At 71.3% G+C, this 12,108-nt stretch carries 9 protein-coding genes and 1 pseudogene; 3 read left to right on the plus strand and 7 right to left on the minus strand.

The genetic code is table 11. The features are described from left to right. Together ACILRF_RS10135 and ACILRF_RS10140 are read right to left on the minus strand one after the other, a co-directional pair. Window positions 1-642 (minus strand): annotated as a pseudogene (locus ACILRF_RS10135) (glucose-6-phosphate isomerase); the annotation flags it as partial. A gap of 54 nt (window positions 643-696) precedes the next feature. Next, on the minus strand, window positions 697-2,805 hold the full coding sequence (locus ACILRF_RS10140; RefSeq protein ID WP_395672482.1) for a protein-disulfide reductase DsbD family protein: 2,109 nt from the start codon (window positions 2,803-2,805) through the stop codon (window positions 697-699). A 128-nt stretch (window positions 2,806-2,933) separates the two neighbouring features. On the opposite strand from ACILRF_RS10140, the gene ACILRF_RS10145 reads away from it, so the two are divergent. Then, a complete protein-coding gene (locus tag ACILRF_RS10145) occupies window positions 2,934-3,326 on the plus strand; it encodes an acyl dehydratase (protein WP_395672484.1) in 393 nt (130 codons plus the stop codon). Window positions 3,327-3,394: 68 nt separating this feature from the next. Here ACILRF_RS10145 and ACILRF_RS10150 read toward each other — a convergent pair whose 3' ends face one another. Continuing rightward, a complete protein-coding gene (locus ACILRF_RS10150) occupies window positions 3,395-4,186 on the minus strand; it encodes a SapC family protein (protein WP_395672486.1) in 792 nt (263 codons plus the stop codon). Window positions 4,187-4,328: 142 nt separating this feature from the next. On the opposite strand from ACILRF_RS10150, the gene ACILRF_RS10155 reads away from it, so the two are divergent. Continuing rightward, window positions 4,329-5,060 (plus strand): phosphatase PAP2 family protein, encoded by a 732-nt coding sequence (locus ACILRF_RS10155; RefSeq protein WP_395672488.1) that lies wholly within the window; start codon window positions 4,329-4,331, stop codon window positions 5,058-5,060. Here the strand turns inward: ACILRF_RS10155 and aguB are convergent. The 3 genes from aguB to ACILRF_RS10170 all read right to left on the minus strand — a co-directional run bounded on the left by aguB (window position 5,057) and on the right by ACILRF_RS10170 (window position 9,636). Then, window positions 5,057-5,935 (minus strand): N-carbamoylputrescine amidase, encoded by an 879-nt coding sequence (gene aguB, locus ACILRF_RS10160; protein WP_395672490.1) that lies wholly within the window; start codon window positions 5,933-5,935, stop codon window positions 5,057-5,059. The genes ACILRF_RS10155 and aguB overlap by 4 nt on opposite strands. Further along, complete coding sequence (locus ACILRF_RS10165) at window positions 5,932-6,939, minus strand: agmatine deiminase family protein (protein WP_395672492.1); 1,008 nt, start codon at window positions 6,937-6,939, stop codon at window positions 5,932-5,934. The genes aguB and ACILRF_RS10165 overlap by 4 nt, the downstream gene beginning before the upstream one ends. Window positions 6,940-7,065: 126 nt before the next feature. Then, window positions 7,066-9,636, minus strand: a complete 2,571-nt coding sequence (locus ACILRF_RS10170) for a TonB-dependent receptor (RefSeq protein WP_395672494.1) — start codon at window positions 9,634-9,636, stop codon at window positions 7,066-7,068. A 193-nt stretch (window positions 9,637-9,829) separates the two neighbouring features. Between ACILRF_RS10170 and ACILRF_RS10175 the strand changes: the two genes are divergently transcribed. Further along, on the plus strand, window positions 9,830-11,368 hold the full coding sequence (locus ACILRF_RS10175; RefSeq protein ID WP_395672496.1) for an ArnT family glycosyltransferase: 1,539 nt from the start codon (window positions 9,830-9,832) through the stop codon (window positions 11,366-11,368). Here ACILRF_RS10175 and msrA read toward each other — a convergent pair. Continuing rightward, window positions 11,343-11,915: a peptide-methionine (S)-S-oxide reductase MsrA gene (gene msrA, locus ACILRF_RS10180; protein WP_395672498.1), complete on the minus strand. Its 573-nt coding sequence runs from the start codon at window positions 11,913-11,915 to the stop codon at window positions 11,343-11,345. The two genes, ACILRF_RS10175 and msrA, sit on opposite strands and share 26 nt — an antisense overlap. Between the last annotated feature and the right edge of the window lie 193 nt (window positions 11,916-12,108).

A 12,108-nucleotide genomic window follows, 5' to 3' on the forward strand; every position in this document is an offset into this window, starting at 1 on the left:
CGCGTTGGTCATCGTCTCCTGGGTGGTGAAGGTCTTTGAGACCACGACGACCAGGGTCTGCGCCGGATCAAGGCCGGTCAGGGCCTGGGCGATCTCGGCGGGGTCGACGTTGGCGGCGAAGCGCAGGTCGATGGCCGGGTCGAGCGGCCGCAAGGCCTCCCAGACCAGCCGCGGGCCGAGGTCGGAGCCGCCGATGCCGATGTGCAGGATGGCGCGGATCGGCTTGCCGGTCGCGCCCTGGAAGGTCCCCGCCCGCACCGCCTCGGCGAAGGTGCGGATCTTGGCGCGGGTCGCCTCGACCTCGGGCGAGACCGGCTGTCCGAGGGCGCGGAACTCGGCGCCGGCCGGGGCGCGCAGGGCGGGGTGAAGGGCCGCGCGGCCTTCGGAGGCGTTGACCGCCTCGCCGGCGAACAGGCGCTCGCGGGCGTCGGCGACGCCGGCCGCGTCCGCCAAGGCGAGCGCCGCGTCGAGGTCGGCGCGCGACCAGGGCTGTTTCGACAGGTCGAGCGTCAGGCCGGCGGCCTCGAGCGTCAGCCGCTGCAGGCGGTCGGGGTCGGCGGCGAATAAGCTTTCGATACGGCGCTCGGCGGCGGCCGCAGCGGCCGTGGTCAGAGCCGCCCAGGCGGCGTCGGTGTCAGACAAGGCTAAGGCCCCCAGGCGAACTCGCGGCCATAACGCCCGACGCGCCGTTCGGGGTCACGACCGGCTCGCCTCGAGGGCGCGGACCACGGCGCCCTCGGTCAGGATGTTGGGCAGGATCTGCGGCTCGGCGGCGCCGGGCCGGTAGACGAGATAGAGCGGCACGCCTGCCCGGCCGTGGCGCGCCAGCTCGGCGGCGATGACCGCGTCCTTCCGCGTCCAGTCGGCCTTGAGGTAGGCGACGTTGTTGGCGCCGAGGGCCTGGGCGACCTTGGGGCCGGACAGGGCGACGCGCTCGTTGACCTGACAGCTGACGCACCAGGCGGCGGTGAAGTTGACGAACACCGGCCGGCCCTCGGCCCGCAGGGCGGTGAGGCGCTCGGCGCTGTAGGGCTCGAAGGGAACCTTGGCCGAGGCCCGGGCGGTCCCCGCGAGCGGCGGGGCCGCGTAGGCCGGCCAGAGCGCGGCGGCCAGGGCCACCACCGCGAACAGGGCCGAGGCGATCGCCGGCGCGGCGGGACGGCCACCGGCCAGCAGGCGCCGCTGCGCCGCCCCGTAGAGCCAGGCGGCGGCGGCCAGGATGACGCCGGCGCCGAGGACGCGGCCCAGGCCGTCGGGTCCGGCCTGCTGGGCCAGCACCCAGACGAGCCAGGCGGCGGCGGCGTACATCGGGAAGGCCAGCGCCTTGCGGAACGCGTCCATCCACGGGCCGGGCTTGGGCAGGCGGGCGAGTAGGCCGGGCGCGAAGGCCAGGGCCACGAACGGAGCGGCGAACCCGGCCCCCAGCGCCAGGAACACCGCCAGCGAGGCGGCGGGCGGCTGGACCAGCGCCCAACCGAGGGCCGGGGCCATGAACGGCGCCGTGCAGGGCGTCGCCACGACGACGGCGAGGGCCCCGGTGAAGAAGGCGCCGGCGGCGCCGCCGCGCGCGGCCAGGTCCGAGCCCGCGCCCTGCAACGAGGCGCCGACCTCGAACACGCCCGACAGGTTGAGGGCGACGGCCAGCATCAGCAGGGCGAGGCCCGCCACCACCGGCGGCGACTGGAGCTGGAAGCCCCAGCCGACGGCGGCGCCGGCCGCCTTCAGGGCAATGAGGGCGCCGGCGAGGAGGACGAAGGTCGCCAGCACGCCGGCCCCGAACGCCAGGCCCTGGAGCCGGGCCGCGCGCGCCTCGCGGCCGTGGCCGACCAGGGAGGCGGCCTTCATCGCTAGGATCGGGAAGACGCAGGGCATCAGGTTGAGGACGAGGCCGCCGAGGACGGCGAAAGCCAGCGCCAGCGGCAGGCCGAGCCCGCCCGGCGCGGCGGCGCGGGGCGGCGGGCCGAGGCCGCCCGCGCCGGCCGGCGCGGGTCCGGCGGCGGCGGCGATCTCGTAGGCCCGGCCGCCGACCGAGAGCACGCCTTCGAGGGCCGGCGGCGCGGCGGCGGCCTTGAAGTCGTCGCCCGGGGTCAGCGTCAGGGTCAGCCCCTGCGGCCCGCGCTCGATCGCTTGGACCGCGGCGTGGTCGATCATGCCGGGCGTCGCCGGGAAGAAGTAGGCGCCGGCGCCGTCGGCGCCCTGCAGGGGCGCGCCGGCCACGGCGAGGGTCAGGGTCGCGCCGGCCGGCTGGTAGGCGGCGGCCAGCCGGGCCGGCTTCGGCGCCGCGGCGAGGGCCGTGGCGATCGCCGGACCCCAGCGCGGATCGGCGGGCGCGGGCCCGGCGACGACGGGGACCTCGAGGCTCAGCTCCGCCGATTCCGGAATGCAGATCTCCTCGCAGACCAGGAAGTCGGCCTTGCCGCGCAGGCTGACGGTCTCGCCGACCTTCGCCCCGGCGGGCGCCGTCAGGGTCATGGGCAGGAGGACCTCGCCCTCGTAGCCGTAGTTGACCAGCGGCCCGACCGGCAGGCGCCTGGGCGTCGGCCAGGTGAAGGGCGAGGCGCTCCAGCCGCCCGGCAGGGTGAACGCCAGCCGCGTCGCCTCGCCGGAATCGCCGGGGTTGCGCCAGTAGGTGTGCCAGCCGTCGTCGATCTTCTGGCGCAGGGCGATGCGCACCGATCCGCCGGGCGTGACGCCGGACGCGGCGGCGACCAGCTCGGCTTCGAGGTGGCCGGTGTCGACGGGCGCGGCGACGCTGGCGCCGGTCAGCGCCAAGGCTGCTGCGAGGCCCGCCAGGATCCGTCTCATCGCGCCAATCCACCCCTGTTCCGCATCGCTATATGGCCCCTGCGCGCCGCGGGCGCAAAGCGGGCTCGACTTGGCGACGACGGGCCGTCCATCATCGACGAATCTTCGCCCAACCAGAGAGTGCCTCCGTGCCCGCCAGCTTCGACGAGATTGAGATCGGCCAGGTGGTGCCGCTGGGGGCCGCGGGGATCGATCCGCAGGCGCTCGACGCCTTCGTGGCCGCCTTCACGCCCGGCTGGACGACGGACCGCGGGGCGCCCGACGCCATGGTCTTCGCCCTGTGGGCGCGGCTGGACGCGGTGGCCCACACCGACTGGCCGCAGACCAAGCGGCTCGGCGTCGACGCCCTGCGCTGGGTGCGCAACCCGCCGGCCGGCGAACTGCTGCGCGGCCGGATGACGGTGATGGCCAAGGACCCGGTCGGCGAGGGCAAGGGCATCGTCATCTGCCAGCACGACCTTCTGGATGAGGCCGGCCGACTGGTGTTCTCGTGCCTGACGCGGAGCGTGTTCGCCCGCTAGCGGACACGAAAAAGGGGCCCGCGAGATTCGCGCGACCCCTTGTCCGTCAGGCGTCCGCCTGACCGACCTCAGGCGTTGGCGGCTTGCGGCGTCTGCGAGGCGCGGCCGAGGGCGACGGCGACCAGACGGTCCCAGCCGACCAGCGACAGCAGGTGGGCGTAGATCTGGCCCAGGGCGCCGTTGTCGCGCAGCTCGACCAGCTTCTCGGTCGGCAGTTTGTTGAGCTTCTCTTCCGAGACGCCGAAGTAGTCGGCGATCTTCTGCGGCTGGCCGGCCGAGCCGTCGGGGTTCTGCGGCGTGAAGTTGGCCGTCTTCAGCTCGAACAGGTCGAGGTCCTTGAGCAGCTGGACGAAGCTCAGGGTGCGCTGACGCTCCATCTCGAAGTTGTTGCAGAACTCGATGCAGTTCTGGGTGTACTGGCTCGGCTTGCCGTCTTCGAAGAACGGCATGTCGCCGCCCTCGACCACGAACTCGGCGTTGCGGTCGACGCAGAGCACCATCTGGTTGTTGGCGTCGTCGTTGGCGAACACGAACGGATAGCGGCGGATATAGGCCGGGATGTAGACGCCCGGCTCGAACATGCCGTCGTCCTTCAGGAACATGTTCTCGCCGGCGTTCAGGCCCATGACCGCGATCGGCAGCTTCTCGTCGCCGACGAAGATGATCGGGCCGGTGACGGCGGCCAGCGGGAACTCGCCGACGGTCAGCGGGATGGCGTGGCCTTCCTTGGCGAACTTGAACGGGCCGTCCATGCGCTTGACGCCCAGCTTGCCGTGCAGTTCGGGAGCCAGCGGCTCCGGCTTGGAATAGAACAGGACGTTGCCGGTGATCTGGCCGCCTTGGTCGGTCGTGGTGGTCATCGTCGCCTTCGGGATTCTAAGCGGGCGGTCGGGCCCGTGCGCATGAGGTCGCCGCTTCTAGCCCATCGCCCGAAAGGCGGCAAATGTGACAGCCCGGCGCGTCCCGCCTTAGGATGCGCATAACATCGGGAGGATACGCATCTTGTTCCGTCGCCTGACTCTTGCCGTGACCTTCGCCGGCGTCGCCCTCTGCGCCGCCGCCGACGCCCAGACCCCAGCGCCCCCGGGCTATTTGCCGAAGGCGGCGGTCGACGGCCAGGCCATCCTGCCGGCGCCCGCAACGCCGGATTCGCCGCAGGGGAAGGCCGACCGCGCCTTCTACGACGAGAGCCGCAAGCTGAAGGACACGCCGCGCTGGGCCGCGGCGATTCAGGACGACGACCTGTGGAAAGGCGGGGTGATGCGCCGCTTCTCCTGCGCCCTGGGCGCCGAGATCGGCGAGACCTCGACGCCGGCCACGTTCCGGATGTTACGCCGGGTCGGCGTGGACCTCAGCGCGGTCGGCAACGGCCCGAAGGCGCACTACGCCCGCACCCGGCCGTTGATCGGCAACGACCAGCCGATCTGCATCGCCCGCGAGGACTGGATGAAGACCAACTTCTCCTACCCCTCGGGCCACGCGATGATCGGCTGGGGCTGGGGCCTGATCCTGACGGAACTGGCGCCGGCGCGGGCGACGCCGCTGCTCGTCGCCGGGCGCGAGATGGGCGAGAGCCGAGCGATCTGCGGCGCCCACTTCGCCAGCGACGTCGAAGCCGCCCGCACCCTGGCCGCCGGCGTCGTCGCCCGGCTGCACGCCGAGCCGCAGTTCCTCAGCGACATGGCGACGGCCAGGGCGGAGCTGGCCGGCGCCAAACCGGCGCGCTGCGGCTAGGCCGGCCGCGGGCCCGCCAGGGCGCCGTAGAGGTCGGTGCGGCGGTCGCGGAAGAAGCCCCAGGCAGCCCGGTGGGTCTGCAGGAAGTCGAGGTCGAACTCGGCGCTCAGCACGCCCTCGTCGTCGCGGCCCAAGGCGGCGACGAGGTCGCCGCGATGGTCGGCGATGAAGCTGGAGCCATAGAACTGCTGGCCGCCGTTCGGATAGCCGTCCCACGGTTCGAAACCGATGCGGTTAGCGCCGACCACCGGGATCACGTTCGAGACGGCGTGGCCCTGCATCGCGCGGCGCCAGGGGGCGGCGGTGTCGAGGCTGGGGTCGTGCGGCTCGGAGCCGATGGCCGTCGGATAGAGCAGTACTTCGGCGCCCATCAGGGTCATGGCGCGGGCCGCCTCCGGGTACCACTGGTCCCAGCAGATGCCGACGCCGATGCGGCCGAACTTCGTGTCCCAGACCTTGAAGCCGGTGTCGCCCGGCCGGAAGTAGTACTTCTCCATGTAGCCGGGGCCGTCGGGGATATGGCTCTTGCGATAGACGCCGATGAGCGAGCCGTCGGCGTCGACCATCACCAGGCTGTTGAAGTAATGCGGCCCCTCCCGCTCGTAGATCGAGATCGGCAGCACGACGCCGAGCTCGGCCGCCAGCGGCGCCAGTTCGGTCACGCACGGGTGCTCGCGCCACGGCCGGGCGGTGGCGAACCAGCGCTCTTCCTGGGCGACGCAGAAGTACGGCCCCTGGAACAGTTCCGACGGCAGGATCACCTGCGCGCCGCCGGCGGCGGCCTCGCGGATGAAGGCGGCGGTCTTGCGGATGTTGGCCGCCTCGTCCTCGCCGTAGGAGGTCTGGATGGCGGCGACCTTGAGGCTGCGGCTCATTGGGCGGGCTCCTGCTGGGTGATGCAGTGGAACGAGCCGCCGCCGGTCAGGATGGCGGTGGACGGCAGACCGATCACCTGGCGGTCGGGGAAGACGGCGTTCAGCGCCTGGACGGCGAACTCGCCCGGCCGGTCCTCGTAGATCGGCACGATCACCGCGCCGTTGGCGATCAGGAAGTTCATGTGGCTGGCCGGGACCGCCTCGCCCTCGTCCCCCTCGACGAAGCCGGGGGACGGGATGCGGACGACCTTGATCTGCCGGCCGGCGGCGTCGGTCATGCTGGCGAGGCGGCGGGCGGCGTCGTCGAAGGCGTCGGCGTTCGGATCGCCCTTGCCCCAGGCGACGGGGATGGCGACGACGCCGGGCGCGACGAAGCGGGCCAGGTTGTCCACGTGGCCGTCTGTGTGGTCGTTCTGCAAGCCCTCGCCGAGCCACAGGACCTTGCGGGCGCCCAGCGCCTGGGCCAGCGCGGCCTCGGCCTTGGGGTCGTCCCAGCCCGCGTTGCGGTTCGGGTTGAGCAGGCACTGGCCGGTGGTCAGCACCGTGCCCTCGCCGTCGTGGTCGACCGCGCCGCCTTCGAGGATGAAATCGTGGGCCACGAGCGGGACGCCAGACGCCTCGGCGATCTGCCCGGCGACGGTGTCGTCGTGCTCCAGAGCGTACTTGCCGCCCCAGCCGTTGAAGCGGAAGCCCTGGGCCTGGAGGCCGTTCGCGCCGAAACCGAAGATCGGGCCGGTGTCGCGCAGCCAGATGTCGCCGAACCGCCCGGGGACGATCTCGATCCCGGCGACGTCGCCGAGCAGTCGGCGGGCCGCCGCCTCGCCGTCCGGATGGCCGGTCATCAGGCGCACGCGCTCACGCCCCGGGCCAGCCAGGGCGCGGGCCAGGGCCGCCACCTCGGCCTGGGCCGCGTCGAGGTCGGACTCCCACAGGTCGGCGTGGCTCGGAAAGCCCAGCCACATCGCCGCGTGCGGCGCCCACTCGGCAGGTACGGTGAAGCTCAACGGGCCAACCCTCCGATCGAAAGCCGCGCGCAGATGGCCCCCCCGGACCCCGGCGTCAAGCTCGCAGGAAAAAGGGCGGCCGCATCGCTGCGGCCGCCCCCGATCCACTTCGCGTCGATGCGCGCCTTAGAACTCGGCGTGCAGGGTCACGATGAAGGTCCGGCGATAGCCCGGCTGGGCCAGAGCCGTGCCCGAAAGGTTTTCGGTGATCTCGTTCAGGAAACGCTTGTCGGTGGCGTTCCGGACGTTGAGCTGGACGTAGGTCCGCTCCAGGCCGAACGAGTCCAGCTTGAAGCGGGCGTCGAGGTCGAGCAGCCCGAAGCCGCGGGTCTTCTCGTCGTTCGTCAGGTTGGTCCAGCGGTCGCCGACCCACTTGGCCTGAGCGCCGAGGCTGAGGAACTCGGTCGGGTCGTACTGGACCCGCGCGGCGCCCTGGTGCTTCGGCACCTCGTACAGCTCGTTGCCCTTGGTCCGCAGGACCGGCGCCGTGGCGCTGGTGCCGGGGATGTCGTTCTGCAGCTCGGAGTCGATGAACGAGTACGAGGCGTAGAAGCTCAGCTCTTCCGTCGGCGTGATGCCGATCTGGGCGTCGAAGCCCTGCAGCTTCACGTCGCCGACGTTCTGCGAGAAGGCGATGCCGGCGGCTTCGTCCAGAACCCGCTCGATGCGGTTCGAGAAGTCCGTGCGCCAGATCGAGGCCGCGGCCAGAACCATGCCGGTCTGGTAGCGGACGCCGAGGTCGTAGGACTTGCTGCGCTCCGGGCCCGGGTCAACGTCGTCACGGTCGTAGAGATCGTCCGTACGCGGCGCCGACAGGGTTTCGGCGTAGCTGGCGAACACCGTCAGGTCGTCGGTGAGGTCATAGCTGACGCCGACGTTGGGCAGCACGTCGTCGTACTTGCGCTGGAACGAGCGCGGCTGGCCGTAGAACTGGCTGGCGGTCACGGTCGAGGTCGCCGGCAGGCCGTAGAAGGCCAGGAAGGCGGCCCGCTGCGCCGCGGTCAAAGCCTGCGTGCCGGTGCCGGCGCCGCCGACGAGGCCGTTGCCGGCCGACGGGAACACCACATAGGGCCGGCCACTGCCGTCGTCGGTGCCCGTCACCACGAACGCCCGCTCGGTCGTGCAGTAGGCGTCGAAGGTCGAGCGCTGATAGCAGAAGTTGTTGAGCTCGCGCTTGAAGAACGGGGCGCGCAGGCCGAGGTTGACCAGCAGGCGGTCCTCCAGGAACCGGCCGCGGTATTCCACCGACACCTGGTTCAAGAGCGCGATCGAGTACCGGTCGCGACGACGCAGGATGCTGCCGTCGGGCAGGTCGATCGCCTCGCCATAGCCGTCCTTGCCGCCGAACACGTCGGTCGGGAAGCCGTCCTGGGTCAGGTAAGTCAGCTGGCCGGTCTGGCGGTGACGGGCGCGGTCGAAGGTGTAGGCGGCGCGCACCGACTGGTTGTCGGCGAACTTCCAGATCAGCGACGAAGTCAGGCCGTAGCGGCGGGTGTTCGTCGTGTTCGGACGATAGAGGTGCACGGTGTCGAGGAGGTCGCCGTCGCCGTTCAGGTCAACGCCGGCCGCCGTGCTGTTGCCGCGCAGCTGGCCAAGGTTCTCGGAGAAGGTGCCGATGCCGCCGCCGTTGGCGATGGTGTACTGGAACGACGGGTCCACCGTCAGCGTCAGGTTGTCGGCGAGGTTCCAGCTCGACAGGCCGCGGATGTTGCCGGTGTTCGACGGATTGATGGTGAAGCCGTAGAATCCGCTCGGGCAGTTGGTGGTGTTGTCCACCTGGGCCGTGCCGGCGGCCGGCGTCGGTCGGGTGCAGGTGGTGGCGCCGACCAGGGTCGTGTCGGCGGCCCCCGTGGTCGTAAGGCCCTGGCGGCGGAAGGTCGCCAGGTTGATGCGGTTGATGAACTGGTTGCGGTTCTCGTTGTAGTTCAGGATCAGGCTGGCCCAGCCGGCCGAGCCGAAGTCCTGGTCGATCCGCGCGTTGAACTGCTTCTTCTGGATCTTGCCCTTGGGGTCGATCGGCGAGTTGTGCGGCTTGAAGAGGTCGTTGCGGGTGAACAGGCCCGAGACCCAGGCCTTGGTCCCGAACGGGCCGATCGCGCCGGTCTCGATGGTCGCGTAATAGCGCTGGAAGTTGTCGCTGCCGGCGCCCACTTCGGCGCGAACGCCGAACACGTCCGAAGCCTTGCGGGTGATGTAGTTGATGGTGCCGCCGGCCGCCGCGGCGGTCGGGCTGTCGACGTCGGTGGTGCCGAGGTTGACGGTGGCCCGCTCGATCAGGTCGCTGTCGAGCTGTTGGTTCGGATAGATTTCGTAGTTGCCGCTGTCGTTGAGCGGCACGCCGTCCGCCAGCAGGGCGACGCGCTGGCTGTCGAAGCCGCGCATGGTGATGTCGCCGCCGGCCGAGCCGTACGGGTCGTTGTTCGAGAAGGTGACGGCCGGGAGGAGGTTGATCGCGTCGAGGATCGTCTGGCCGGGCGTCTGGCGGGTGATCAGCTCTTCGGTGATCGACGCGCGCGACTTCGGCTCGGTCTCGGCGACGATCGCGCCGCCCACGGAACGCGGTGCGGCCGTGCCCGTCACGATCAGTTCTTCGAGCACGGCGGTGCCGGTCGATTGGGCGAGCGCCTGCTCGGCCATCAGCAGCCCGGTGACGAGCGCCGTCGTCGCGCACAGAGCGCGGCTAAGTTTCATGTTCATCAGTATCCCCTGATTATCCCCGACCCGATGCAGAGCATCGAACCTGCACGGGCCTATAGCCTGGAATTCTGCGGGTTTGGGTGACGCATTTGTTACAGTGGCGACCGGTCGCAGGAATCGCGCGAAACCGTGGCGCCGGCGCTATACAACCGCCGGGCCGTCGACGGGCGGATGCGACTAGCCGAAGGGCCGGATGGTGACGGGAATCGGGCAGAGGCGCGAGTGGCGCAACGTCGTCATGCTGGTCGCCGGGTTGACGCTCGCCCGGCTGATCGCCCTCTTCGTCAGTCCTCTGGAACTGTACCCTGACGAGGCCCAGTACTGGCTTTGGTCCCGGACGCTCGACTTCGGCTACTACTCCAAGCCGCCGATGGTCGCCTGGGCGATCTGGGCGACGACGGCGGTCGGCGGCGACGCCGAGGCCTGGGTGCGGCTGGCGGCCCCGATGTTCCAGGCCGGGGCGGCGCTGGTCGTCTTCTTCCTGGCCCGCCGGGTCTACGACGAGCGGACGGCGCTGGCGGCGACGGCGCTCTACGCCCTGGCGCCGGCGATCCAGTTGTCGGCCGTGGTCATCGCCACCGATTCGCCGCTGCTGTTCTTCCTTGGGCTGACGATCCTCGCCTATGCGGCGCTGCAGGACGCCGACCGCCGCCGCCGGCTCTGGTTGTCGGCGGGAGCCGGGGGCGCGCTGGGCCTCGCCTTTCTGTCGAAGTACGCGGCCATCTACGGCCTGGTGGGCATCGGCCTGCACCTGGCCCTGTCACCGCACGCGCGGCGGGGCTGGAGCCCGACCGGCGCGGCGCTCGCCGTCCTCGCCTTCGCCGTCGTCCTCGCCCCGAACCTGATCTGGAACGCCCAGCACGGCTTCGCCACCGTCCAGCACACCGCCGCCAACGCCGCCTGGGGCGGGCGGCAGCTGTTCAACTTCGAGGAGCTCGGCGAATTCCTCGCCACCCAGTTCGGCGTCTTCGGACCGATCCCCTTCGCCGCCCTGATCGTCGGCGTCGGGCTGGCGATCCGCCGCCGGCGGGTGGAGCCGTCGGACCTGCTGCTGCTCTGCTTCGTGCTGCCGCCGCTGCTGATCGTCACCGGCCAGGCCTTCGTCAGCCGGGCCAACGCCAACTGGTCGGGCGCCGCCTACCTGCCGGGGGCCATCCTGGTCGGAGCCTGGCTGATCCGCTGGCGCGCGAAAGGCTGGCTGATCGCCGCGATCGGCACGCAGGCCTTGATCGCCGCCCTGTTCCTCGCCTTCGCGATCTCGCCCGGGTTCGCCGAGAGGATGGGCGCGGCCAACGCCTTCAAGCGGGCCAAGGGCTGGGCCCAGACGACCGACCTCGTGCTGCAGCGGGCCAGCGTCGAGGAGCCGGCGGGCCTGACCGCCATCGCCGTCAACAGCCGCTTCCTCTACTACGCCATGCGCTACTATGGCCGGGACTGGTTCGCCGATCCGAGCGCCCCGCCGCTGCGCGCCTGGCTGCTGGCCGAGACGCCTCAGAACCAGGCCGAGACCAGCGCGCCCCTGACCGCCGCCGAGGGCCGGCGGGTGCTGGCCGTCGCCCTCGAGGGCAATTGGGAGAAGGAGTTCGCCGGCGACTTCTCGGCCACCGCCGGCCGGGAGATCGCCAGCGTCTGGCTGGACCGCAAGCGCAAGCGCCGGCTGGAGATGTTCGTCGGCGAGGGCTTCGCCCCGCGGCCGCGGGACCCCGTTACCGGCCGCCCCACACCGCGTTGAGCCGCCGGTCGCGGCCGCAGCCGATGCGATAGGCTTCGTAGCGGGCCGGGTTCTTCCTGGCGAAGTCCTGGTGATAGGCCTCGGCAGGCCAGAACTGCGCGGCGGACCGCACCTGGGTGGCGACCGGCTTCTTCAGGACGCCGGCGACCTGGGCTTTGGCGGCCTCCGCGGTCTGGCGCTCCTGCGGGCTCGAGACGAAGACCGCCGTCCGATAGGACGGGCCGAGGTCGCAGATCTGGCCGTTCGGATCGGTCGGGTCGATGTTGCGGAAGAAGTGGTCGACGAGCTTGGCGTAGGTCGTCTTCGCCGGGTCGTAGGTAACCTGCACGGCCTCCAGGTGACCCTGGTGGTTCTCGTAGGTCGGGTTGCGCAGCCCGCCGCCCGAATAGCCGGAGACCGCCCGCACCACGCCGGGCGCGTGTTCGAAGAACTTCTCCACCGACCAGAAGCAGCCGCCGGCGAATACCGCCGTCCGGGTCTCGGCCCAGGCCGGCGCGGCCTGGACCGCCAGGCCGGCGACGAGGGCGAAGAACGCGAGGCGTTTCATGGCGATAGCGATCCCCACATGTGCAGGATTGTAGGTGGCCCTGAGCCAGCCGGATGCAAGCGTGGCAGAAAAAGCGTGCGCCGTCGGCCGTTGCGCGATTTCTTGCGCGCCATGCGCACCCGACCCGAGCCCGCCCGATGAACGGCCATTCCTCGCTGCTGATCCAGGCGCTGGTCTATCTCGGAGCCGGCGT

The organism is Phenylobacterium sp., from assembly GCF_044236515.1.
Lineage (GTDB): Bacteria > Pseudomonadota > Alphaproteobacteria > Caulobacterales > Caulobacteraceae > Phenylobacterium.